28 protein-coding genes, 1 pseudogene and 1 riboswitch are annotated in these 23,384 nt (G+C 34.9%); of the genes and pseudogenes, 28 read left to right on the top strand and 1 reads right to left on the bottom strand.

Annotated elements, in window-relative coordinates; genetic code table 11:
• Positions 1-14: 14 nt before the first annotated feature.
• The 4 genes from I0Q91_RS03830 to I0Q91_RS03820 all read left to right on the top strand — a co-directional run bounded on the left by I0Q91_RS03830 (position 15) and on the right by I0Q91_RS03820 (position 2,243).
• On the top strand, positions 15-875 hold the full coding sequence (locus I0Q91_RS03830) for a macrolide 2'-phosphotransferase (RefSeq protein WP_270452980.1): 861 nt from the start codon (positions 15-17) through the stop codon (positions 873-875).
• A 96-nt stretch (positions 876-971) separates the two neighbouring features.
• Positions 972-1,154: an LUD domain-containing protein gene (locus tag I0Q91_RS14475; protein ID WP_427854495.1), complete on the top strand. Its 183-nt coding sequence runs from the start codon at positions 972-974 to the stop codon at positions 1,152-1,154.
• A gap of 63 nt (positions 1,155-1,217) precedes the next feature.
• Positions 1,218-2,069, top strand: coding sequence for an aminoglycoside 6-adenylyltransferase (locus tag I0Q91_RS03825; RefSeq protein ID WP_270452979.1), 852 nt, complete (start codon positions 1,218-1,220; stop codon positions 2,067-2,069).
• The gene (locus I0Q91_RS03820; RefSeq protein ID WP_270452978.1) at positions 2,070-2,243 is read left to right on the top strand and encodes a hypothetical protein; all 174 of its coding nucleotides are present in this window, start codon (positions 2,070-2,072) and stop codon (positions 2,241-2,243) included.
• Positions 2,244-2,427: 184 nt separating this feature from the next.
• Here I0Q91_RS03820 and I0Q91_RS03815 read toward each other — a convergent pair whose 3' ends face one another.
• Positions 2,428-2,787, bottom strand: a complete 360-nt coding sequence (locus I0Q91_RS03815; protein WP_270452977.1) for a helix-turn-helix domain-containing protein — start codon at positions 2,785-2,787, stop codon at positions 2,428-2,430.
• 84 nt (positions 2,788-2,871) lie between these two features.
• Between I0Q91_RS03815 and I0Q91_RS03810 the strand changes: the two genes are divergently transcribed.
• From I0Q91_RS03810 to I0Q91_RS03700, 24 genes and pseudogenes are all read left to right on the top strand, one after another.
• Entirely contained in the window at positions 2,872-3,726 is an 855-nt protein-coding gene (locus tag I0Q91_RS03810) for a DUF2268 domain-containing putative Zn-dependent protease (RefSeq protein WP_270452976.1), read from the top strand.
• A 14-nt stretch (positions 3,727-3,740) separates the two neighbouring features.
• Positions 3,741-4,127, top strand: coding sequence for a hypothetical protein (locus I0Q91_RS03805; protein ID WP_270452975.1), 387 nt, complete (start codon positions 3,741-3,743; stop codon positions 4,125-4,127).
• 159 nt (positions 4,128-4,286) lie between these two features.
• The gene (locus I0Q91_RS03800; RefSeq protein WP_270452974.1) at positions 4,287-4,445 is read left to right on the top strand and encodes a MerR family transcriptional regulator; all 159 of its coding nucleotides are present in this window, start codon (positions 4,287-4,289) and stop codon (positions 4,443-4,445) included.
• A gap of 71 nt (positions 4,446-4,516) precedes the next feature.
• Positions 4,517-5,182, top strand: coding sequence for a hypothetical protein (locus I0Q91_RS03795; RefSeq protein WP_270452972.1), 666 nt, complete (start codon positions 4,517-4,519; stop codon positions 5,180-5,182).
• A 293-nt stretch (positions 5,183-5,475) separates the two neighbouring features.
• Positions 5,476-7,164 carry a hypothetical protein gene (locus I0Q91_RS03790; RefSeq protein WP_270452971.1) on the top strand — a complete coding sequence of 563 codons (1,689 nt, stop codon included), beginning with the start codon at positions 5,476-5,478 and terminating at the stop codon, positions 7,162-7,164.
• Between the two features lie 12 nt (positions 7,165-7,176).
• Positions 7,177-7,398 (top strand): ankyrin repeat domain-containing protein, encoded by a 222-nt coding sequence (locus I0Q91_RS03785; RefSeq protein WP_270452970.1) that lies wholly within the window; start codon positions 7,177-7,179, stop codon positions 7,396-7,398.
• A gap of 89 nt (positions 7,399-7,487) precedes the next feature.
• A riboswitch (cobalamin riboswitch) is annotated at positions 7,488-7,679 on the top strand.
• A gap of 204 nt (positions 7,680-7,883) precedes the next feature.
• On the top strand, positions 7,884-8,495 hold the full coding sequence (locus I0Q91_RS03780; RefSeq protein ID WP_270452968.1) for a precorrin-8X methylmutase: 612 nt from the start codon (positions 7,884-7,886) through the stop codon (positions 8,493-8,495).
• 9 nt (positions 8,496-8,504) lie between these two features.
• Entirely contained in the window at positions 8,505-9,620 is a 1,116-nt protein-coding gene (cbiD, locus tag I0Q91_RS03775) for a cobalt-precorrin-5B (C(1))-methyltransferase CbiD (RefSeq protein WP_270452966.1), read from the top strand.
• Positions 9,613-10,251 carry a precorrin-6y C5,15-methyltransferase (decarboxylating) subunit CbiE gene (gene cbiE, locus I0Q91_RS03770; RefSeq protein ID WP_270452965.1) on the top strand — a complete coding sequence of 213 codons (639 nt, stop codon included), beginning with the start codon at positions 9,613-9,615 and terminating at the stop codon, positions 10,249-10,251. The genes cbiD and cbiE overlap by 8 nt, the downstream gene beginning before the upstream one ends.
• On the top strand, positions 10,232-10,828 hold the full coding sequence (gene cbiT, locus I0Q91_RS03765; RefSeq protein ID WP_270452963.1) for a precorrin-6Y C5,15-methyltransferase (decarboxylating) subunit CbiT: 597 nt from the start codon (positions 10,232-10,234) through the stop codon (positions 10,826-10,828). Before cbiE ends, cbiT begins: the two co-directional genes overlap by 20 nt.
• Position 10,829: 1 nt before the next feature.
• On the top strand, positions 10,830-11,537 hold the full coding sequence (gene cobI / locus I0Q91_RS03760; protein ID WP_270452961.1) for a precorrin-2 C(20)-methyltransferase: 708 nt from the start codon (positions 10,830-10,832) through the stop codon (positions 11,535-11,537).
• Positions 11,537-12,289, top strand: a pseudogene (cobM, locus tag I0Q91_RS14400) (precorrin-4 C(11)-methyltransferase); the annotation flags it as partial. The gene cobI and the pseudogene cobM, both read left to right, overlap by 1 nt.
• Before the next feature lie 9 nt (positions 12,290-12,298).
• Positions 12,299-13,060 carry a sirohydrochlorin cobaltochelatase gene (locus I0Q91_RS14395; RefSeq protein WP_345790950.1) on the top strand — a complete coding sequence of 254 codons (762 nt, stop codon included), beginning with the start codon at positions 12,299-12,301 and terminating at the stop codon, positions 13,058-13,060.
• Positions 13,061-13,076: 16 nt separating this feature from the next.
• Positions 13,077-13,964 (top strand): ABC transporter substrate-binding protein, encoded by an 888-nt coding sequence (locus I0Q91_RS03750; RefSeq protein ID WP_270452958.1) that lies wholly within the window; start codon positions 13,077-13,079, stop codon positions 13,962-13,964.
• A 24-nt stretch (positions 13,965-13,988) separates the two neighbouring features.
• Positions 13,989-14,996: a FecCD family ABC transporter permease gene (locus tag I0Q91_RS03745; RefSeq protein ID WP_270452957.1), complete on the top strand. Its 1,008-nt coding sequence runs from the start codon at positions 13,989-13,991 to the stop codon at positions 14,994-14,996.
• Positions 14,993-15,769 (top strand): ABC transporter ATP-binding protein, encoded by a 777-nt coding sequence (locus I0Q91_RS03740; protein ID WP_270452955.1) that lies wholly within the window; start codon positions 14,993-14,995, stop codon positions 15,767-15,769. Before I0Q91_RS03745 ends, I0Q91_RS03740 begins: the two co-directional genes overlap by 4 nt.
• Before the next feature lie 41 nt (positions 15,770-15,810).
• A complete protein-coding gene (cobJ, locus tag I0Q91_RS03735) occupies positions 15,811-16,557 on the top strand; it encodes a precorrin-3B C(17)-methyltransferase (protein ID WP_270452954.1) in 747 nt (248 codons plus the stop codon).
• A complete protein-coding gene (cobK, locus tag I0Q91_RS03730) occupies positions 16,554-17,315 on the top strand; it encodes a precorrin-6A reductase (protein ID WP_270452953.1) in 762 nt (253 codons plus the stop codon). The genes cobJ and cobK overlap by 4 nt, the downstream gene beginning before the upstream one ends.
• A 3-nt stretch (positions 17,316-17,318) precedes the next feature.
• Positions 17,319-18,401: a cobalt-precorrin 5A hydrolase gene (locus I0Q91_RS03725; protein ID WP_270452952.1), complete on the top strand. Its 1,083-nt coding sequence runs from the start codon at positions 17,319-17,321 to the stop codon at positions 18,399-18,401.
• Between the two features lie 92 nt (positions 18,402-18,493).
• Positions 18,494-19,354 carry a cobyric acid synthase gene (locus tag I0Q91_RS03720; RefSeq protein WP_270452951.1) on the top strand — a complete coding sequence of 287 codons (861 nt, stop codon included), beginning with the start codon at positions 18,494-18,496 and terminating at the stop codon, positions 19,352-19,354.
• On the top strand, positions 19,347-20,210 hold the full coding sequence (locus I0Q91_RS03715) for a cobyric acid synthase (protein ID WP_270452950.1): 864 nt from the start codon (positions 19,347-19,349) through the stop codon (positions 20,208-20,210). Before I0Q91_RS03720 ends, I0Q91_RS03715 begins: the two co-directional genes overlap by 8 nt.
• Positions 20,203-21,210 carry a FecCD family ABC transporter permease gene (locus I0Q91_RS03710; RefSeq protein ID WP_270452949.1) on the top strand — a complete coding sequence of 336 codons (1,008 nt, stop codon included), beginning with the start codon at positions 20,203-20,205 and terminating at the stop codon, positions 21,208-21,210. Before I0Q91_RS03715 ends, I0Q91_RS03710 begins: the two co-directional genes overlap by 8 nt.
• The gene (locus I0Q91_RS03705; protein ID WP_270452948.1) at positions 21,207-21,983 is read left to right on the top strand and encodes an ABC transporter ATP-binding protein; all 777 of its coding nucleotides are present in this window, start codon (positions 21,207-21,209) and stop codon (positions 21,981-21,983) included. The genes I0Q91_RS03710 and I0Q91_RS03705 overlap by 4 nt, the downstream gene beginning before the upstream one ends.
• A gap of 36 nt (positions 21,984-22,019) precedes the next feature.
• On the top strand, positions 22,020-23,384 hold the full coding sequence (locus tag I0Q91_RS03700) for a cobyrinic acid a,c-diamide synthase CobB (RefSeq protein WP_270452947.1): 1,365 nt from the start codon (positions 22,020-22,022) through the stop codon (positions 23,382-23,384).

Below are 23,384 nucleotides of genomic sequence, written 5' to 3'. Positions count from 1 at the left end.
AAGGTGTAAAAAAAATGAGTAAAGATAAAAAAGAAATTATTGAAATGGCCAGGGAACATGGGCTGAATTTAAAAAAAGAGTCTTTAAAATATAATGAGTCTGGCCTTGATTTCCAGGTTATTATGGCACAATCTGAAAAGGGAAAAGACTGGGTGTTAAGGATTCCTAGAAGAAAAGATGTAATGGCCATAAGTAAGAAAGAAAAAGAGATTCTTGATTTTGTAAATGGCAAAATATCTATAGAAGTGCCTATCTGGGAAATTTATACTGAAGAATTAATTGCTTATCAACTATTAACAGGAGTGCCTGCTGGAACGATTGATCCAGAGGCCGAGAGATATATATGGGAAATAGATGAAAAGAATTTACCTATACAGTTTATCAAAACTCTGGCCGAAGCAATGGTATCTTTACATCAAATAAATCTTAAGGATTTTGCAAATACAGGTATTGAACTCAAAACAATTGATCAATGTCGCAAGAATATGAGAACCCGCATGGAAAAGGTTAAAGAAGAGTTCAATGTTAATCAGACACTCTGGCGGCGATGGCAAAAATGGCTTGATGATGATTCGCTATGGCCTGATAGAACAGCCTTAATACATGGAGAGCTACATGCCGGTCATATTCTAATTGATGATAACTCTTCTGTAACAGGCTTAATCGATTGGACAGAAGCAGAAGTTAGTGACATTGCAAAAGATTTTGTTGCCTACTATATGATTTTTGGTAAAGAGGCTCTAGATAAGCTCATCTCTTATTATCAAGAAGCAGGCGGTTATGTCTGGCCAAATATGATGAAACATATTATAGAATATAATGCCACATATCCACTTGATATTGCCGAATTCGCTATTAGATCTGGGCTAAGGTAATATAGAGAAATGGCCAGGAAAAGCCTGGGAGTAAAATAATTGCTGTGGGGAGAGATATTAAGTCTTTAAATGAAATAAAAGATTTGACCATGACATATAAAAGCGGTCGAGGTATTTTTAATATCTCTTTTAACTGACTGGCATCTCACAGGAACTAACGCCATCTTATCTACAGGCCACATTGTCAATATAGATCACAGCGGCAATCGAGTTGCTGCCATGCTCTATGGGCCAGAGAGGGTTATAATTATTTTCACCTCTTCTGCAACAGCCTGGTAACCATCGAAGGCCAGGCAGTAACTTAATTTTTGCAGGGTTGAATTTACTGGAAGAGAGGTTCTCATGAGAACAGAAAAAGAAGTTTTATCAGAATTTAAAAAATGGGCTAAAGAAAAAGATTTTATTAGGGCTGCAATCTTAACAAGTTCCCGGGTAAAGCCTGATGCAGAGATTGATTTTCTATCTGATTATGATATCGAACTTTATGTTTCTGATCTGAGTATCTTCAAGAAAGATGACAGCTGGCTTGAGCCATTTGGTCCTATTATGGTCCGCTGGCCTTATAAACCCCGTTCAACAGGCTTTAAGCCAGGCAACTGGATTACCAGGCTTATTTTATTTAAAGATGGCGTCAGAATAGATTTCCAGATTACAGATCAGCAACAGATAAAGCCAGATGCATATGATAACGGTTATAAAGTCTTAATCGATAAAGATCAATTGACCTGCCAGTTAACAGAGCCGACCTATTCAGAGTATATTATCAATAAGCCAGGCAAAGAAGAATATGAAACCCTTGTAAATGAGTTCTGGTGGAATGCCTATTACGTTCCCAAATATCTCTGGAGAGATGAGATAACCTATGCTAAGTATATGCTGGATAATATCCTTAGATATTCATATTTACATAAAATCATAGACTGGTATATCGGGCTGGAAAACGACTGGTCAGTGGAAACCGGTGCATTAGGCAAAAATTTCAAGGATTACCTTAGGCCAGAAATCTGGGCTGATTTAGAAGAAACCTATACAGGAGCTGATATAACAGCTAACTGGAAAGCATTTATTAAGATGACTGATATTTTTAGAAGATTAGCTGAAGAAGTCGGCCAGGAGCTTGGATATAAATATCCAGTAAGAGTAGACCAGGAAGTAATGGAATTTTGCAAGAGTATTTTTACTTGTAATGGATGAGTGATACCGAAAGCAAAAGCTGAAACTATTGCTGCCAGGCTAAATGTAACTATATTGATTTCTGATATACTGGCAGCCAGAGAAAAAATAATGCCTCTAAATAATAATTATTCAATAATCAGGAAAATAACTGCAAAGTTAAAGATACTCTTTTTATTCATTTTTATATTATAACTAGAGTTTTTAGCAACTAAAGCTGCAATCGGTAGCCCTAAAAATAGAACTGGAAAGGCTGCTGTACTCTGATCATACTGATATAGATTTTCTGCTCCTGGATAGATCTTAATAAATGTATCGACTGCTCATCCGATCAATTGTGATAGAAAGGAAAAGCGTTTTTATGTGCAATAAAATTAATTTAAATGTCTTTAATAATATTGATATACTCATAAAGCTTTTTAATTTCTTCTACCGATAAACCACTCTCTTCATAAATTTCTATACCTTGAATAATTTCTAAGACATCTTCTCCTTCAATAGGGTATTTCTTTAATAGTTCATCCTGGTTTTTATAGTCAGTTTTTCCAGCCAGATAATCCATAGAACAGTTAAAGAAATATGCTAATTCCATCAATATTTCTAAACCTGGTTTCCTGGTACCAGCTTCATAATTGGATAGAGCTGACTGAGATATTGAACCCATTTTTCTTGATAAGTCAACCATTGTTAGTCCTTTAGACTCTCTTAATTCCTTTAATCTTTCTGAAAAAATGTTCAAATTTATCACCTCTAAACCTATTATATATAATAAAAACCAAAAAAGAAATAATATTTATATCTTCCTATGCAATTCAAATTATCAATGATAAAAAAGTCTATCCTGACCTGGAATCTGATCAGGCGGAAAAGATATAGAGAACATTATTATCTGCCCAACCAAAGGGTCTTAGATAATCATTTTAGCCGCTGGGGCAGCTCAGATATCCATAAGCTTAAGGAAATGGTAGCTGGCTGGAAAAAGGCAAAATTTAAGCCTGTAATCGAAGCAATCGAAGATTTTAAATTTATCCAGGTTGAAGAGACTATCAAAGAGGCTAACAGTATTTTAGGTGAGATCAAAGATTTTGATATCTACTTTCTCATAGGCGATTTCCGCTCAGGTCTTTATATTGATCAAATTAATAACCGGAATATTATAGTTATAGCAATGGAAGTAGTTAGAGAATATGGAGATTTAGAAAAAGTCATTCTGCCCTCAATCAGCCATGAACTATTCCATATCTATCATTACAGCCGGCTCAAAAAAGAGGGTATCAATCGAGAGAAAAGCTTTAAAAATTTAATTGTTGATGATGGCCTGGCAGCCTATTTTTCATCTATGCTAAATAGTTCTTATAACCTGCAGGAAATATTGCTCTACTCAGATGAGCAGCTAGAGCAGATAAAAGCTAATGAGGCAGAGTATGGCCGGCAATTATTCAAATTAATAGAAGAGAAAAGTCTGGATGAGTCAATATTATTATTTAATGCCCCTAAAGCCATGCAGGAAGAAAAATTGACTCAGGTCCCTGATTGGCCTCCCAGGCTCAGCTATTATTACGGCTTTAAAATAATTGAAAGCTATATCCAGGAACATGGAAAAGACTATATAAAAGAACTAACCTTAATTCCACCAGAAAAGGTTATAGCAGAATCAAGGATATCAGGGAAAAGGTAGCGGATCATTTTGCCATGTCATTTCTTATCCAGAGAAATGTATTAAAAAATTACAGCTATTACTTTGATGGCTATATTGATTTAGACTTGATAATAGAAAAGAAGCAGGAATTTGGTGTTAGTGCAAAAGCACTTATCACTACTTTAAAAGAATATGGTTATATTGACAATAGAATATTAGGTTCATTATTTAAAAAGCTGAAAGATGCCGGTTATAACAAAACCGAGCCTGAACCAGAGGACTATATTAATAAAAATGAAAAACTTCAGGCCCTGGTCAGAAAACTAATAATAAATGAAGAGATAACCATTAATAAAGCAGCAGAAGTCTTCGGAATACCAGTCCTGGATATGCGTAAACTGGCCAGGAAATGGAAAAACTATGAATACAGAACAGCTTAAAGGTGGTTATAAAGGAATCTAGCTGTTATTTATCTTAAAACCTGAAAACCGAAATATCAGATAGTTATTCATTAAAATCTTAATATCTATATAGCCCTTGACTTTAACCTTTGGTTATAGTTTATAGTTAACTTAAACCAAAAGAAATGAGGGATTTACATGTTAATTAATCAGGTAATGAAAGAGACAGGGTTAACCAGAAAAGCCATCTATTATTATGAATCTGAGGGACTTGTATCTCCAGATAAGAATCCAGAAAATAATTATCGAGAGTTTACAGTAAAGGATTTAGAAAAACTAAAAAAATTAATTTGTTAAGGAAGTATGGCCTTTCAATTACAAAAATAAAAAAAATATTTTCAGGAGAAGTCAACTTAGAAAATGTTATATTGGAAAAGATAAAAACTATCGAAAAAGAATTAGAGTCACTAGAAACTGAAAAGGAGATCTTATCTAACCTAATTAAACAGGATAGCGAGGATATTCTAAGGAGACTGGCGGCTGAAGAAAGCAAATTCGAATCGGCAGCAAAAGAAAGAGAAGATTATCTTTTAAAGGAGTTTTTAAGGTTGTTCCCAGGTAAACTGGGATATATTTTCGCTGCAGTCAACAGCTCTTACCTCCTTGATTCAAAATTAGATGATGAAAAGAAAAAAGCGGCCTGGGAAAGATTAATAAATAAACTCGATTCTTATAATGAGCTTGAAGTTGAGGATCAGCTTGCAGGTATTTTAAATAAGTTATATAAAAAGTATGATGAAAAATATTTAGCAGAACTAAAAAACAACTCAGTTGAAATAACAGATGATATTATATCTGGCAAAAAAGATCCAGCCAAATTATTAAAAGAAGTTAAAAACTCTCCAAAGGATTTTGATATTACAGAGGAAGAGGAGGCCTTAGTTAATCAATATCTTGTTAGGGAAATCCAGCCTATCATGTCTGAAGTTGGGGCAGAACTTAAAATTATTAGCCCCAGGTTTAAGGCTTTTTCAGAGAAAATTGAAAGAATGGAAATCGATGACGAATTAGAGGATATGATTCCAGAAGTATAAAAGTAAAGCTAATTTAGAGCGATTCTATGGGCTGGACTACAGGTCTGGCTCAAAGAATCGCTCTTTCAGTTTTCTATTATCCTAAAATGTTACAACAATGCAGCACTTTTGCAAGTTCGACCTTTCTTGCACTTACTTTCTCTGATTATTAACTTTTCTGAGATCAGACCGATAGTAATTCAAAACTAATATCAAAAAATCAAAAAAATAAAAAGGAAAATTTTAAGCAATCACTAATTAGATAAATGATAGCTTTAATAAATATTTATATCACAAAAACTGGAGGGGTTAAGTTGAAGAGTTTAAGGCCTATTCTACTATTTTTTATCGGTTCATTTGTAATCCTGCTGGTACTATCCTTATTTTATTTTAATTTTTATCAGAATAATCCAGATGAAATTCAGCATCTGAGATTAGAAGACTGGTCACAGCCAGTTCAAGTTGCTGCAAACGTACCGACTGGATCCTATGATATTCTATTGAATGATCAGGGCTATAGTCTTTTTACCATTGAAGATGATGATGGCCAGAGAATTATTAAACAAAAAGATATAGTTTACAGTGGCGAAATTCTGGCAGAAGCTGAACCTGTCAGAGTAGGCCAGGTAGTAGCTCCCCAGGCAATCTCTGTTGCAGATGAAGATTACCTCTTTTATTTTGCCGGTTCAAGCTCCAGCAATCAAAACCTAAAATCTCAAAATCTAACTGCTGAAAGTGACCCGGTTACTCTGCAGGAAGATATAAGTTTTCCAGGTTCATTAAGCATTACTGAAACTGATGATATGCTTATTTTAGCCTACAGTGAAAGGGATCAAGAATTAGGGCAAAACATTCTATCCATTAAGGGTTATGATGAGCTTTATGAAGAACAAATTTTTTCAATAACCCATACCTTTGAACAGGGTATAGGCTATCCAAAGTTAGCCTCTATCGATAATGAAGTCTTCTTAGCCTGGCAGGAAATTAATCCAGAGAAAATGTTCATTTCCAGTGATGATGATAGATTTAACCGCTATCTACTTAATCTCAGTCAGTTAGATACTGAAACTGGAGAATTTGAGGCAACAGAAGAACTTGGTCAATCCTATGGAAATAATGCCAACATAAAAATTGGAGAATACAATAATGAGCTATGGTTATCCTGGGTTCAACTTGATAGTGACATTGATAATAATATAATCATAACTGGACATTTAAATAATGAACTGGATTTTCAAGAGTTCTCCCGCAATCCTGGTATAAATCCATCATTTTTTGTTGATGGTGACGAAAAAGTAATTATCAATTCCCGTAATCTTGAAATAAGAGGACAGGCAGCCCTCTTTAAAAATCGCTTTTCTGAAGGCGATAATGGCCTACAAAACAAACGAATATTTCCGGCTTATAATTTCAGCAGTAATTCAAATGTAATAGAACATGAAGATAAACATCATTTATTCTGGACAGAAGCAGCCTCTCCTGGAAGAGATATATATTATTCAAATACAATAGAACCAGAAGAGATTGGAGTTATGGAGTTGATGGGATTCAACACTATCGAAACGCCACTTGAATTATTGTCTATTTTAGGAATCCATCTTTTTTATCCTATAGTTGGATTCAATTACGGCCTGGTAAATATCCTGGTTCCAGTATTACTGGTATTTATAATTATATATTTATTGAGTAAAAAATCCATAAAATTCAGTAACCTGACAAATGATACACCTCTGGTTGCTTTTATAGGCATAGTTTTTAGCATAATTGTCTTTAATATATTTATTCATGGTAGTTTACAGTATCTATTCTTTATATATCAGCCTCCAGCAGGCCATATTCCTCTTATATTTGGAATTGTAACATTAGTCAGCCTTGGATTTATTTATTTCCTTAAATATGACAGGGACCATTCATTATATATAGGCATAGGTTCTGCAATACTGTGGTTTTACTGGCTTAATCAGGCAATATTTGTTTATGAGCTCCATTCGTTTTTGATTTAAGATAATGAAGCATTGTTCAATAATTCAGAAGAAATTATTCATACCCTATTGGATTTTGGTGCAGATCCAACCATGCAGGATAGAGATGGTATGATGGCCTTAGACTATGCAGAGAAAAACCCAGAATTAACTGAAACTGAATCCTATGAAAGATTATCTGAAAAAACTGAAGCAGCTATATTCAATATCTATGCCACCTTTATAATTAAAAACATTGAGGAAATTTTCTTTTAGCAAAAATTTCTTGCTAAGCCTTTAATAAAAAAGATTTAAGAAATAAAAAAGGAATTTTAATTTTTATCTTGAATAATTAAATTAGAAAACAAAATATTATATTATCAGGTGCCTCTGGTTACGGCCAGAGGAGAATAGGGAATCAGGTGTAAAACCTGAACGGGCCCGCCACTGTAATCAGGAGATTATTTCATAATGACCACTTGCTTATTATAGCAGGGAAGGTTGGAATAATCATTAATCCTGTAAGTCAGGAGACCTGCCTGGTAGTATTTATCTACAGAGACCTCGAAAGCAGGTAGAGTAGATAAATAGCCAGCTTTATAGCACTCTTTTTGCATTATTATAGGCAAATCAGGTCTTTTTATAGGCTGAACTATATCTAAATGTGGCTATTTACTCTTTATACTCAACCTTCGGGTTGGGTATTTTTTATTATAATAAAATTTATTTCTTATATAAATGAATTTAAAGAGGTGGTAAGTATGCAGGATAATAACCCAGAAAAAATTGAATCAAAGAGTATGAAAATAATAGAAAAAGAACTAAATCAGCTAAAAGGGTCCGAAAGAGAAAAACAGGTCATCAAAAGAGTTATTCATGCAACAGCAGATCTTAACCTGGTAGATAAAGTAAAGCTCTCACCAGATGGCATTAACCAGCTAAGATCATTAATTGAATCAGGTGCCGATATTATTACTGATGTAAATATGCTTAAAGCTGGCATTAATACTAACAAATTAAAAGAATATGGTGGTCAGTTAAAATGCTATATTGCAGATCAACAAATTCGAGAAGAGGCTAAAAAGACAGGTCTTACCAGGTCAATAATGTCAATGAGAAAGGCAGTTAAAGAACCAGGTAAAAAAGTCTTTGCAATCGGTAATGCTCCAACTGCTCTTTTTGAATTAATCAGATTAAACCAGGAAGAAAATATACAGATTGATTTTATCGTCGGAACACCAGTCGGCTTTGTTGGGGCTGCAGAATCAAAGGACAAATTAATTGCGTCAGATATTCCTCATATTTCATTGCAGGGAAGAAAGGGAGGGAGTGCTGTAGCAGCATCAATAATCAACTCGATCCTTTACATGTAGGTGATAAATATGGCTTTTAACAAATATATAAAAAAAGCTGGCAAAGAATATAGACTGGGCTATACTACTGGGACTGCAGCAGCAGGAGCAGCAAAAGCAGCAGCTAAATTACTCTTTAAAAATGAGAAAGACAGGACTATTATCATCCCAACTCCAGCAGGTATAGATGTAGAATTAGACATTTTGAATTATATCCTTAATGATAAATCTGCATTAGCTTCTGTTAAAAAAGATGGAGGTGATGATAAAGATATAACTGATGGGCTTGAGATTATTGCTAAAATAAAAGAGATTGAGCAGAATGAAATTATTATTAAAGGTGGAAAAGGAGTAGGAACGGTCACTAAACCTGGCCTGGCAGTAGATGTTGGCCAGCCAGCAATAAACCCGGTTCCCAGGAAGATGATAAAAAAGGCAATTAAAGATTATTTGAAACCTGGCAGTGGCCTGGAAGTAGAGATTATAGTTCCAGAAGGAGAGAAGGCAGCTGCAAAAACATTCAATCCAGATCTTGGTATTGAAGGTGGCATCTCTATAATCGGAACTACTGGTATCGTTGAACCGATGTCAGAATCGGCTTATAAAGAATCTTTAGCCCTAAAACTTAAGCAGGCAGCTGAGTCTGGCAGAGAAAAGTTAGTATTTGTCTTTGGCAATCATGGCAAAAATAAAGCCTTTGAACTGGGTTACCAGGAAGATGAAATCATCAGAATGAGCAATTTTGTTGGCTATATCCTTGATGAAGCTAATGACCTGGAGTTGAAACAAATTTTAATTATAGGCCATATCGGCAAGATAATTAAAATAGCTGGTGGCATCTTTAATACTCATAGTAAAGTAGCAGACGGAAGGCGAGAAATTATAGCTGCCCAGGCAGCACTAAATGGAGCCAGTCAGGGGATTATTGACAGGATAATGCAGGCTAATACTGCTGAAGAAATAGCTGCAGACATGATTGCTACTGGTAATAGCGAAATATTTAATCAGCTGGCTGATAAAATCAGAGACAAAATCAAGACCAGACTGGAGAAGAATATATCAGTTGATACAATGATCTACACCTTTGAGGCAGGGTTTATAGGCTGCTCAGAAGGGCTGAGAAAGGATGAATTAGATATTGGCTAAAGTAAATATTTTAGGAATTGGTCCAGGTAGTAAAGATTATCTTTTAAAAATTACTGAAGAAAAAATAAAAGAGGCAGATGTATTAATTGGAAGCAAGCGGGCCCTATCTCTGTTTTCAGATTTAAATAAAGAAACTATGGAGATTACTGCTCAGCTTCAAAAAATCAAAGAATTTATCGCTAGAAACTATCAGAGCAAAAAAATAGCAGTACTGGTCTCAGGCGACCCAGGGTTATTTAGCCTTATGAATTATTTAAAGAGAGAGTTCAACAAAGATATATTTGAGGTTATTCCAGGTATAAGTTCTCTTCAACTTGCAGCTGCCAGGTTACAGATGAGATGGGACGATCTTGAGATAGTTAGCCTCCATGGCCATCCTATCAGTGATGATTTTATAAATCTGGTTAAAGATGAGCCTAAAATAGTATTTTTGACCGACCAGAATTCATCTCCAGATCAGATAGCCAGAATACTAATAGAAAATCAGATAAAAAATAAAAAAGCAGCTGTCTGTGAAGACCTTTCTTATTCCAGCGAGAATATAACAAAAGGCAGTCTTAAAGAAATTGCAGCCCAAAACTATTCAGATTTAAATGTGATGGTGATTTATGATGAAGACTTGGAAATATAATCTGCCAGGTATTCCAGACGAAGAATTCATTAGAAATGATACACCTATGACTAAATTTGAAATTAGATCTGTTATAATGGCCAAGCTTCAGCCTGGGCCTGAGGATATCATTTTTGATATCGGGGCAGGAACAGGTAGTATTACAGTTGAAGCAGCTCTGGCATCAGATAAGGGCCAGGTATATGCCTTAGAAAGGTCTTCTGGTGCAGTAGAAGTATTAAAGGAAAATATAACTAAATTTGATCTTAATAATGTTGAAGTCATTCCAGGCCAAGCCCCGGGAAAACTTAAAAACTTAAAAAAAGCAGATAGAATTTTTGTTGGCGGCAGTGGAGGAAAATTAATAGAGATACTGGATTTATCATTAAAAAAGTTAAAACCAGGAGGCATCCTGGTAATGACAGCAGTTACTCTTAACACTTTAACTGAAGCCAGTCAATATTTCAACAAAAATGATTTGAATATAGATATTATAAGTCTGGCTGTTAATAGGTTAGAAACAAAAGGTTCTTATCAGATGTTTGCACCTTTGAGGCCGGTATTCATTATTAAATATCAGAATAGGAGAGGTGAATGATTTGTCAGGTAAATTATATGGTATAGGAGTTGGACCAGGTGATCCAGATTTATTAACATTTAAAGCAGTTAATATTTTAAATAACGTTGATTATATTTTTGCTCCAAAGGCAAGAGATAAAGATTCAAATGCCTTAAAGATCATAAAAGATAAAGTTGATTATCAGGATAGATTAATTGAATTAAGTTTTACAATGTCAAAGGATAAAAATAAATTAAACGAGAGCCGTCAGCAGATTGCCTCAAAAATAGAAGATAAACTGCTAGAAGGCTATAATTGTGCATTCATTACTCTAGGTGCTCCCTGTCTTTACAGTACATTTATTTATATTAAAGAAATATTAAAAGATAGAGAACAATTACTTGAAGTTGAAACTGTACCAGGGGTGACTTCTATCTTGTCCTGTGCAGCAGGCTATAATTTACATCTAGTAGAAGCCGGGGACGATCTAGCAATCCTTGAAGCCGGTTTTACTGAAGAAAAGTTTAAAAATATACTGGATAATTTTAATACAGTTGTTATCTTAAAGCCGACAACAGATTTAAATAACCTGCTTAATATCCTTGAGAACCAGGGGCTTCAGGACAAAATGCTCTTAGGAAGCAAAACAGGTTTCAGCGATCAATTTTATATCGATAATATAGATGAAATCAAAAAATCAAAAATTAACTACTTATCAACTCTTATAGTTAAGAAGGAGGGCATTTGATGAAAGTTTACATAATTGGTGCCGGTGCCGGAGATCCAGAATTAATCACAGTTAAAGGCAAAAAGGCAATCGAAGATTCAGAAATTATAATCTATGCAGGCTCCCTGGTAAATCAGGAAATCTTAAAATATAACCAGTCTGCAGAAGTCTATAATAGTGCCAGACTTGACCTTGATGAAATAATTGCAATTATCAAAGAGGCAAAAGAAAATAATAAAAATGTTGCTAGAGTTCATACAGGAGATCCCTCAATTTATGGGGCTATTAAAGAGCAGATTGAACTCTTTAAAGAAAATGAGATTGATTATGAAATCATTCCAGGTGTCAGTTCATTTCTGGCAGCAGCTGCTGCCCTTGAAGTTGAATACACCCTGCCAGACATTTCTCAAACAGTAATCTTAACCAGGCAGGCTGGAAGAACTCCTGTACCAGAAAAAGAAGAGTTATCAAAGCTGGCTTCAGCTAGAGCTTCAATGGCTATTTTCCTTAGTGTACAAATGATAGAAGAAGTCCAGCAGGAACTCCTTAAAGAATATGATCAAGAGACCCCGGTTGCAGTTGTGGCTAAGGTATCCTGGCCTGAAGAAAAAATTATTAGAACAACTTTAATTGACTTACCTGAAAAAACAATTGAAGCTAATATCAAAAAGACAGCATTAATTTTAGTTGGTGATTTCCTGGCCAGTCAGGGAGAAAAATCTAAACTCTATGATAAAAATTATAGTCATCAATATAGGAAAGCAGATAAGAAAAAGAAAGCCATTCTGGTAGTGAGTTTTGGTACCAGTTATCATCAGACCAGAAAAAAGACGATTGAAGCCTGTGAAAAAAGGATTGCCAGTGAGTTTAAAGATTATGATATCAAGCGTGCATTTACTTCTCAAATGATCATAAATAAATTAAAAAGGAGGGACAATATATCGATAAATAATCCTAAAGAGGCATTAAAAGAGTTATATAGAGAAGGTTATGAGGAAGTTATAGTCCAGCCGCTCCATATAATAAATGGTAGTGAATTTCATGAAATTGCTAGAGAAGTTAATAGATTTAAAAATCAATTTAAAGAAATTAAATTAGGGAATGCTCTTTTAACAGATCAGTCCGATTATCTAAAACTTGTTGAAACCCTGAGTTCAGCTTTAAATACCCGAGAAAAAGAAGTGGTTTTTATGGGACACGGGAGCAAACATCCTGCAAACGCAACATATCCAGCTTTAGATTACACCTTTAAAGCAGAAGGCTACAGTAATTTTCATATTGGTGCTGTTGAAGGTTATCCAGGTATTGATCAGGTGATCTCAAATTTAAGTCAGGCTAAAAGTAAAAATATAGTCTTAACCCCATTAATGCTGGTAGCTGGAGATCATGCTATCAATGATATGGCTGGAGAAGGCAGGGATAGCTGGCAAAATCTATTAGAATCAGAGGGCTTTAATGTTGAAAACATTCTTAAAGGCTTAGGTGAATACCAGGGTGTCCAGCAAATGTATCTAAATAAGATTAATAATTTAATAAAAAACTAAATGGAGGTAGATTAAAATGAAAAGACTAAGACTATTAACAGGTATATTACTTATTGGATTATTATTATTAAGTGTGGGAACAGGGACAGAAGCTCTGGAACTTAGAGATGGAGAGATATTAATTGATGATCAGGGTAAAGAGATTAATGTAACTGATGTCGAAACTGTCATCTCATTAAATCCTGCAATAACAGAATCTTTATATATGATCGGTCAGTTTGATAACTTAGTAGGGGTAGCTACATCAGCCCGCTCAGCCAATTGGCCAGAAGAAGTAGATGAACTGAATAATGTCGGAACTATTAGAAATATAAATATAGAAAAAATAGTAGATATTGATCCGGATTTGATCCTGGGAGCTGCAATGAGTGAAGCCGGTTTAAATAAAGCTGAAGAATTAGGATATAGAACTGCCTTTGTTTCTCCAGATAATATTGATGATATTCTAAATAATATGCTTATTTATGGTGAAATTTTAGGTGGTTTAGAAACTGCTGAAATAGAAGTAAAGAGATTAGAAACAAAAATAGAAGAAGCTATTGAAAAATCACCTGAAGATGACGAACGCAAGACAGCAGCTATTTTCTCTACTGTAGAACCACCTAAAGTATTTGGTAGAGGGAGTGTTGCAGATCAAGTTGCTACCCTTGCTGGCTTAGAAAATGCTTTTCCCCATGATAATGATAGTAGTTTAACTATCTCCTTTGAGGATATACTTGTTGAAGATCCTGATTATATTATCCTTGTTATGGCAGGAAGAGAAGATATAGAAACTAACTCAAACTGGCAGGAATTAACTGCTGTTAAAGAAGGTAATATTATAGAGCCTGCAACAGAACATATTCTAAGGCTTGGTCCAAGGGTTATTGAGGGAATAACAATTTTAAATGAGAAAGTTTATTAAACGCAATTAGTCAGGAGCCTAATTATGAATAAAAGAAATTTTCTAATAACAGCTATATTATTTTCATTACTTATTCTGGTATCTATATATGTTCTAAGTTTAGGCTCAATAGATATATCTTATCGTACAATCATTAATATTATTGGCTCAAGATTAGGATTAGCCGAACTTTTTGCAAGTAGGACAGATAGAATAATAATTGAAAATGTTAGGTTGCCAAGGAATATAATGGCTTTACTGGTTGGGGCGACTTTAGCAACTTCAGGCCTTAGTATGCAGGGGCTATTCCAGAATCCACTGGTCAGTCCTTATCTGATTGGAATTTCGGCCAGTGCTTCTTTAGGCTCTGTAATAGCTTTTACAATGGGACTTTCCCCGTCTTATTATGGATTGTTTGCTTTTGTAATATCGATGTTAACAGCTACAATAATCTATCTTTTTTCTAGAGTTAATCAGCGCTCATCAGTTACATTACTTCTATTGCTAGGTATTGGATTGGGTTCATTATATAGCGCTATTTCCTCTTTTCTAATATATTATAGTGGAGAAGATTCATTCCAGGTGATTGTCTGGCTTATGGGTTATCTTGGAGATGCCAGCTGGGAGAGAATAACTTATGCAGCTCCCACAATTATTTTAGGTATAATAATTCTTAATTGTTTTGGTTCAGAACTTAATATCTTTATGAGTGGAGAAGAAGAGGCTAAGTATCTTGGAGTTAATGTTGAAAGAACTAAGAAAATTATTTTAGGTATTTCGACATTTATAGTAGCTATTTCAGTTGCCTACGGAGGTTTAATTAGCTTTGTAGGTCTGGTTATTCCCCATATATTAAGAATTTTAGTTGGGAATAATCACAAGATTTTACTGCCTTTAAGTTCTTTAGGTGGTGCATTATTTCTATTAATAGCAGATACCACAGCCAGAACAGTTATAGCTCCTATAGAGATTCCAATTGGAATTATTACTTCAGTTATTGGTGGTCCCTTTTTCATTTACCTTCTAATTAAGAGGAGGGCAAAGCTTAGATGATTATAAAAGCAGAAAAACTCTCATATAATTATGGTCAACTACAGGCTTTAAAAGATATAGACTTTCAGGTAAAATCAGGAGAACTACTTGGTGTAATTGGACCTAATGGATCTGGCAAAACAACCCTGGTAAAAAATATAACTGGTGTTTTAAAAAGTGATGGCCAGGTATATTTTAATAACAAAGAAATATCATTATCCTCTTTAGACAGAAAATCAATAGCAAGAAAAATAGGAGTAGTTCCTCAGAAGAGCCAGCTTAAAGGCGATTTTACTGTTAGAGAAGTAATTGAAATGGGGCGTTATCCTCATCAGAGTAAGTTTAAGAAAGATGATAAATCTGGCAGAAAAGTAGTAGATAAAATAATTGATAAACTTAATTTAAATAAATTTACAGAAAGGTTTACTGGAGAGCTTTCAGGTGGCGAATTTCAAAAAGTACTAGTAGCCAGAGCTTTAGCTCAGGAACCAGAGATATTAATTTTTGATGAGGCTACCTCACATCTTGACATAAATCATAGTATAGATATCTTCAAATTTGCAAGGGAATTAATTAAACAAAATCAATTAACAGTTATAGCTATTATTCATGATTTAAATCTTGCAGCTCAGTTCTGTGATAGATTAATGGTTTTAAAAAAAGGAGAGAAGGTATCCATTGGAAACCCAGAAGAAATAATAACAGAAGAAATGCTGTCTAGCATCTTTGATTTAGAAGCTTTAATTAAAACTAATCCAGCAAATAAAAGACCATTTATAATACCAGTAATTTGATATATAAACAGGATATTAAAAGTTTTAAAGGAGGAAATAAATTGCCAGCAACTAATAAAATACTATATATAATTGGTATCGGACCTGGTTCCAATCAGAAAATGACTATTGAAGCCAATAATATTCTGCAAAAAGTCGATGTTATAGTTGGTTATAAAACATACCTAAAACTAATAAAAGATATAATTTCTCAAAACCAGATAACATATACCAGTGGTATGCGTGAAGAAAAAGATAGAATTGAAAAAGCAATTGAATATACTGCAGCAGGTAATAAGACTGCAATTATAAGCAGTGGAGATGCCGGGGTTTATGGTATGGCTGGGCCAGTAATGGAATTAATAACTAAAAAGAACTACCAGATAGATGTCGAGGTAATTCCAGGTGTGCCAGCAGCTAATGCAGCTGCAGCAGTATTAGGAGCCCCATTAATGCATGACTACGTAACTATTAGCTTAAGCGATATTTTAACTCCCTGGGAGCAGATTAAAAAGCGAATAAAAGCTGCTGCTCAGGCAGATTTTGTTACAGTTCTCTATAACCCCAGAAGTAGTCGCAGAAAGAAACAACTTAATTTCACTAAAGAATATTTTTTAGATAAGCGTTCTCCTGAAACCCCTGTAGGTATAGTTAGAAACATTAGTAGAGAGGGCCAGGAAAAATTATTAACAACACTTGAGAAATTGCCTTTAGAAAAAGTAGATATGCTATCAACAGTGATTATAGGTAATTCTCAAAGCTATATATCAGAAGGGAAACTTATAACTCCAAGAGGGTATAATTTATGATCTGGATAATGGCAGGAACAGCTGATAGTTATCAGGTGATTGAAGCATTAGTCAGCTTAAATAAGAAATTAATTGTTTCAGTAACAAGCAAGTATGGAAAGAGTATAGTTGAATCTAAATATCCTGTTAAAGTCTATCAGGGCAAACTAGATTCTTCAAAAATGAAAGAGTTCTGTGTAGATAAAGAAATAGAATATATTATAGATGCAACCCACCCCTTTGCTGAAGATGCATCAATAAATGCTATTGCAACAGCATCAGAGTTAAATATAGATTATCTCCGTTTTGAGCGGGACAACATAAATTTAGAGCAGTATTCAAATAACTTTTTAATAAAGGTTAAATCCTATCAAGAAGCAGCTCAAGAAGCTAGCCAATATAAAAATATTTTTTTAACAACTGGCTCAAAATCATTGGATATTTTCGCTAAAGAGGTTGATAATTATCAAAATCGTATAACTGCTAGAATATTACCAGTTATAAAATACTTAAAAAAGGCTTATAAAATAGGACTGAAGCCAGTTAATATTCTGGCAGCACAGGGTCCATTTACAACCGAATTCAACCAGGCAGCATTTAAAGAATATAAGGCAGATGTTATAGTAACTAAGGCAGCAGGTAAAACTGGAGGGTTGGAAGAAAAATTGAAAGCTGCCAGTCAGTTAAAAATACCGGTGATTATAATTAAACGCCCAGAGATTGCTTATCCAGTCTGCTATCATCATATTGAGGAACTTATAGAATATCTGGAGGGATAAATAATGGCAAAGGATAAACTTCTTGTCAATAAGAAAAAGCTTGCTGTAATAACCTTAACTAAAGGCGGTATTCATATTGGCGCCCTCTTAAAGAATAACTTAAAAGACCTGGATCTCTATATACCGGAAAAATTTAATACTGGTAAAATCGATTGTAATTATTATCGATCCTTAAAAGATCTAATAGTTGAAAAATTTAAAGAATATGATGCCCTGATATTTGTAATGGCTTTAGGGATAGTCATTAGACTTATTAAGGATTACCTGGTTGATAAAAGAACTGATCCTGCAATTATAACTATCGATGAGCAGGGGAAAAATGTCATCAGTACAGCATCCGGGCACCTTGGTGGGGCCAATCAAATGAGTCAGGAATTAGCAGATCTTTTAAATGCCAGGCCAGTTATAACTACTGCAACTGACACTCAGGGAGTATTGGCTGTTGATCTGCTTTCTTCTCAATTAGACTGTTCATTGGAGCCATTTGACTTACTCACTAAAGCCAATGCAGCACTTGTAAACAATAGAAAAATAAACCTTTATACAGATTACAATATTGAGGTTCCATCATGGAAGAAGGTAGATTTTTATTCACTTGATCGCCTGAGTTATTCAGGCTCAAAACCAGGTTTCGACCTGATTATCTCCAATAATAAACATGATTTAAAAGATAATCAACTCCAGATGATTCCAAAGAACATAGTTATTGGGATTGGGGCTAAAAAAGGTATATCTCTAAAAGATGTTGAAGTGTCTATAAGCAGAATAATTTCAGAATTAAACCTTCATAAAAAGTCTATAAAAAAGCTGGCTACAATTGATTTAAAAGCAGAAGAACCAGCTATATTAGAATATACTAAGAAATATAATTTAGAACTTGAAATAATCAGTAGAAATAAAATCAAAAAAATTGAAGATGAATTAAATATAAAAAAGTCAGATTTTGTTAAAGATACAATTGGAGTTTCAGCAGCAGCTTCACCGGCGGCAATTTTAGCATCTAATCAAGGAGAACTACTCTTAGATAAAATTAGATTAAATGGAATCACAGTTTCAGTATATGAAGAAGAGGTAAATTATGCGTAAAAAAACATATCAAAAAAATATTTAGTCTAATCAAATATTATTTGCGACAAATATAAGCTTTTCAACAACTAAATAAAAGAAAGGAGAAAATAATGACCTCACAAGCCATGACAATAATGATCCAGGGAACAGCATCAAATGTTGGTAAAAGTCTCATAGCTGCAGGACTTTGCAGGGTTTTTCATAATCGAGGCTTAAAAGTTGCCCCCTTTAAAGCCTGGAATATGTCATCTAACTCCTATTTAACTGAAGAGGACATAGAAATTGGAATCGGCCAGACAATCCAGGCAATTGCTGCCGGCTCTAAGCCAGATGTCAAGTTTCATCCAGTCCTTGTAAAACCACTTGGAGAAGGAAAGACTGAATTATATTTAAATGGAATCAGGCAGGGTCAATATCAATTTGGAGATTCAGACCATCAATTAAATTTAAAAATCAATGAAGCAATCAATAAATCATTAGACATTTTAAAATCAGAATTTGATCTAATAATTTTTGAAGGCTCAGGCAGCCCGGTTGAATTAAATAGAGTAGGTCCAGATTTCGGCAATATGTTTGCTGCCAGATTAAATAATACCCCTGTTTTTCTGACAGCAGATATCAGCAGAGGAGGGGCCCTGGCAGATTTAGTTGGAACTTTAAAGCTTCTATCTTCAGAAGATAGAAATCTGGTTAAAGGGCTTATAATTAATAAGTTTAGAGGAGATTTCGAGCTTCTTAAGCCAGGTCTTGATTTTTTAGAGAAGCATACAGGCAAGCAGGTATTAGGAACAGTCCCCTATTTACAGAAAGTTAATCTGCCAGAAGAAGATACCAGCCCCCATCTTCAATTGGATCAGAGTACAGATCTTACTTATCTTGAAGAAGAAATCGAGAATATAGCTCAACAACTAGAAGAGAGCTTACAAATTGACAGTATTTTAAACCTGGCCAGGAGGGATAGAAATGGCTAAATCAATAATGTTTCAGGGGACAGCATCAGATGCAGGCAAGACACTCTTTACCCTTGCCCTCTGCAGGATTTACAGCCAGCAGGGCTATAGAGTAGCACCCTTTAAATCACAGAATATGGCCTCTGATTCATACAAAATCGAAGGAGAAGCGGAAATCGCATTAGCCCAGGCACTCCAGGCTGAGGCTGCTGGTATCAATCCAGAAACTTGTATGAACCCTATCTTAATGAAGCCCCAGGGTGACAATAATTCAAAAATATTTATAAATGGTAGTCCAATAAAAAGTATGTCTGCAGCAGAATACTTTTCTCAAAAAGATAAGTTGTTACAGGCAATTAAAATAAGCTTAAATATCTTAAAAGATAAATATCAATTAATTGTCCTTGAAGGAGGAGGCAATCCAGCTGAAGTTAACCTTAGAGATAAAGATCTTGTCAATATGAAAGTTGCAGCACTGGCCGATGCCCCGGTTATCTTAATTGCCGATATTGAAAGAGGTGGTGTCTTTGCTTCAACCATAGGCACCCTGGATCTCTTAGAGCCTTCTGAAAGAAAAAGAGTCAAAGGTATAATTATTAATAAATTTCATGGCAATCCAGAATATTTCAAGGAAGGTAAAGAGCAGATTGAAGAACTAACAGATCTGCCTGTGCTAGGTGTTATGCCATTTATAGAAGAACTCTCTATTCCAGATGAAGATAGCTGTGGTCAACAACGGGAAAAATTAGATTATAATGCGACCAGTTATTCTGAAAGGTTAAAGAATTACGATAGACTGGCTCAAAAATTTAAAACCTATATAGATTTTGAAAAACTAGAAGAAATAATTTTCAACCAGGAGTTTTCTAATGAATAATAAAGTCTATCCAGTAACTCTTATCTTGATAATATTATTAGTATTTGGCTTTCTCTATGCCTTAAGCCTGGGTTCAGTTGAAATCTCATATAGTGCAATAGTTAATATTGTTAGTTCCAGACTCGGGTTCACTGAACTTACAGCAAGCAGAACAGAAACAGTAATAATTGAAAGAATCAGATTGCCCAGGAATATAATGGCACTGCTTGTTGGTGCAACCCTGGCAACAGCAGGTATTAGTATGCAGGGCCTTTTTCAAAATCCACTTGTTAGCCCTTATCTACTGGGAATATCAGCAAGTGCATCATTAGGCTCAGTTCTTGCATTTACATTAGGCTTTTCACCATCATATTATGGCTTATTTGCTTTTATCCTATCGATGATTACAGCAGCAATTATATATTATTTCTCAAAGGTAAATCAACGCTCATCAGTTACCCTGCTAATACTTTTAGGAATCGGTCTGGGAGCATTATACAGTGCCATATCCTCTTTTTTAATTTATTATATAGGCGAAGATTCCTTTCAAGTAATAGTCTGGTTAATGGGTTATTTAGGTGACGCCACCTGGGAAAGAATAATCTATGCAACGCCACCAATAGTAATGGGAATAATAATCTTGAACTGTTTTGGAGCCGAACTAAATATATTTATGAGTGGCGAAGAGGAGGCAAAATATCTGGGAGTTAATGTAGAGAGAACAAAAAAGATAATCCTTGGAATCTCAACATTTATTGTTTCCATTTCAGTCGCCTATGGTGGTTTAATAAGCTTTGTAGGTCTGGTAATCCCCCATATTTTAAGAATCTTAGTCGGCAATAATCATAAAATCCTTTTACCTTTAAGTACACTGGCAGGAGCCCTATTCTTATTGACAGCAGATACAGTAGCAAGAACAGTTATCTCACCAGTAGAAATACCGATTGGGGTTATAACATCATTTATCGGAGGACCATTCTTTATATATCTAATTATTAGAAGGAGGGCTAAAATCAGATGATTATTGAAGCAGAGCAAGTATCATATAACTATGGGGAAATTAATGCCCTGGAAAATATAAGCTTCGAAGTAAAGCCTGGTGAATTATTAGGAGTAATTGGCCCGAATGGTTCTGGCAAAACTACTCTGGTCAAAAATATTACAGGTATCTTAAAAAATAACGGGAGTATATATTTCAATAATAGAAGCAGTAATTTATCTGAATTAAATCGAAAAACTGTTGCCAGAAAAATTGGCGTAGTACCTCAGATGAGTCAACTTAAAGGCGACTTTACAGTCAGAGAAGTAATTGAAATGGGGAGATATCCCTATCAGAAAAAATTTAAAGATAATGATAATAGGGGTAAAGAGGTTGTAAATAAAGTTATCAACAAGCTCACCCTTGAACGCTTTGAAGATAGATTTATAGAGGAATTATCCGGTGGCGAATTCCAAAAAGTCCTGGTGGCAAGGGCACTTGCCCAGGAACCAGAGGTCTTAATCTTCGATGAAGCCACATCTCATCTCGATATCAATCATAGTATCGATATTTTCAAATTAGCAAAACAGTTAATAAAAGACGAGAAGATAACAGTTATAGCCATTATTCATGACCTAAATCTGGCAGCCCAGTTCTGCGACCGGCTGATGGTCTTAAATAATGGCAAAAAGATTGCAATTGATGAGCCTGAAAAGATAATCACTCAAAATATGCTGGCAGATATCTTCAATTTAGAAGCAATAGTTCAGCCAAATCCAGTCAACAAACGCCCCTACATAATACCTGTCGTTTAATTGAAATAAAATAATTTTAAAAGTGAGGTTAAACTAATGACACAACAAAGAGTAGTAATAGCCGGCACCAGAAGCGGGGTAGGAAAAACAACAGTTTCTCTTGCTTTAATGACTGCATTCAACTCCAGAGGTTATGAGGTTCAACCCTTTAAAGTTGGCCCTGATTATATCGACCCTGGTTTTCATAAAAAAGCAGCAGCTAACCTGGCTTACAATCTCGATAGCTACTTTTTATCAGATACTCAGCTTAAAGATAAGTTCATAACTAAATCAGAGGAGGCTGATATTTCTATAATAGAAGGTGTGATGGGCCTATTTGATGGCAAAGGTAAAAAAATGACAGGGTCAACTGCCTCAATCGCCAAAAAGCTTGATGCTCCTGTAATTCTGGTAGTAGATGCTGCCCGGATCGGTCAGAGTATTGCTGCCCTGGTTTATGGCTATAAAAACTTCGATCCAGATTTAAATCTGGATGGAGTTATTATCAATAATGTTGGGAGCCTCAATCATTATCAGATTATCAAAGAAATAATAGAATCTGAACCAGTTAATCTAAAAGCATTAGGCTATCTTCCACGCCAGCAAAACCTTGAATTGCCTGAGAGCCATCTTGGCCTTATTCCTGCAGAAGATAGCCCTGCACTAAAGAGTTATTTTAAGCAGCTTAGAGAACTGGCAGAAGAACATTTTGAACTGGATAAGATTTATAACCTTTCAGGCTCAAAAGAAAAATTGACAACCTCAGGTCCTGATGAGATAAATGCCAGGTTTAAAGGATTAAAAGTTGGAGTTGCCAGGGATCAGGCTTTTAATTTCTACTATCAGTCAGATCTTGACTTAATAGCAGAATTAGGGGCAGAACCTGTTTTTATCAGCCCGCTAAAAGATAATAAGCTGCCTGAAGTCGATGCCTTAATCATTGGAGGCGGTTTTCCAGAAAGATATATTAAAGAACTTGCTGAAAACATAAACTTTAAAGAAGATTTAAAATCAAAAATACTGGCAGGCCTCCCTGTGTATGCTGAATGCGGTGGTCTAATCTATTTAGGTAACCAGTTTATTGATACTGATGATAATCAATACCAGCTGACCGGTCTCCTTGACATTCAGATTGAGATGACAGACAAGCTCCAATCCATGGGTTACAGAGAAGTTCAGGCTTTACGAGACAACCTTTTATTTAAAAAGGGAGAGTCAGCCAGGGGCCATCTATTCCACTATTCAAAAATAGCTAACAGGGCAGAAGAGATTCCCTTAAATTATAAATCTGGTGAAAAGACCTTTGGCTATAGCTTCAGGGACAATCTCCTGGCCAGCTATTTCCATATTAATTTTTCTGCCTGCCCGGAACTCCTGGAAAGATTCTTAATGAAAGCAGAGGCATACAATGCCAGCAAATAG

The sequence above is a fragment of the Halonatronomonas betaini genome, assembly GCF_015666175.1.
GTDB lineage: Bacteria > Bacillota > Halanaerobiia > Halanaerobiales > Halarsenatibacteraceae > Halonatronomonas > Halonatronomonas betaini.
This window is presented reverse-complemented; position numbering and strand designations above follow the sequence as displayed.

Coding starts and splice junctions, on each gene's coding strand:
- I0Q91_RS03830 (WP_270452980.1), top strand. CDS start 15: ATGAGTAAAGATAAAAAAGAAATTATTGAAATGGCCAGGGAACATGGG.
- I0Q91_RS03825 (WP_270452979.1), top strand. CDS start 1,218: ATGAGAACAGAAAAAGAAGTTTTATCAGAATTTAAAAAATGGGCTAAA.
- I0Q91_RS03810 (WP_270452976.1), top strand. CDS start 2,872: ATGATAAAAAAGTCTATCCTGACCTGGAATCTGATCAGGCGGAAAAGA.
- I0Q91_RS03805 (WP_270452975.1), top strand. CDS start 3,741: ATGTCATTTCTTATCCAGAGAAATGTATTAAAAAATTACAGCTATTAC.
- I0Q91_RS03800 (WP_270452974.1), top strand. CDS start 4,287: ATGTTAATTAATCAGGTAATGAAAGAGACAGGGTTAACCAGAAAAGCC.
- I0Q91_RS03780 (WP_270452968.1), top strand. CDS start 7,884: ATGCAGGATAATAACCCAGAAAAAATTGAATCAAAGAGTATGAAAATA.
- cbiD (WP_270452966.1), top strand. CDS start 8,505: ATGGCTTTTAACAAATATATAAAAAAAGCTGGCAAAGAATATAGACTG.
- cbiT (WP_270452963.1), top strand. CDS start 10,232: ATGAAGACTTGGAAATATAATCTGCCAGGTATTCCAGACGAAGAATTC.
- I0Q91_RS03750 (WP_270452958.1), top strand. CDS start 13,077: ATGAAAAGACTAAGACTATTAACAGGTATATTACTTATTGGATTATTA.
- I0Q91_RS03745 (WP_270452957.1), top strand. CDS start 13,989: ATGAATAAAAGAAATTTTCTAATAACAGCTATATTATTTTCATTACTT.
- I0Q91_RS03740 (WP_270452955.1), top strand. CDS start 14,993: ATGATTATAAAAGCAGAAAAACTCTCATATAATTATGGTCAACTACAG.
- cobK (WP_270452953.1), top strand. CDS start 16,554: ATGATCTGGATAATGGCAGGAACAGCTGATAGTTATCAGGTGATTGAA.
- I0Q91_RS03725 (WP_270452952.1), top strand. CDS start 17,319: ATGGCAAAGGATAAACTTCTTGTCAATAAGAAAAAGCTTGCTGTAATA.
- I0Q91_RS03720 (WP_270452951.1), top strand. CDS start 18,494: ATGACCTCACAAGCCATGACAATAATGATCCAGGGAACAGCATCAAAT.
- I0Q91_RS03715 (WP_270452950.1), top strand. CDS start 19,347: ATGGCTAAATCAATAATGTTTCAGGGGACAGCATCAGATGCAGGCAAG.
- I0Q91_RS03710 (WP_270452949.1), top strand. CDS start 20,203: ATGAATAATAAAGTCTATCCAGTAACTCTTATCTTGATAATATTATTA.
- I0Q91_RS03705 (WP_270452948.1), top strand. CDS start 21,207: ATGATTATTGAAGCAGAGCAAGTATCATATAACTATGGGGAAATTAAT.
- I0Q91_RS03700 (WP_270452947.1), top strand. CDS start 22,020: ATGACACAACAAAGAGTAGTAATAGCCGGCACCAGAAGCGGGGTAGGA.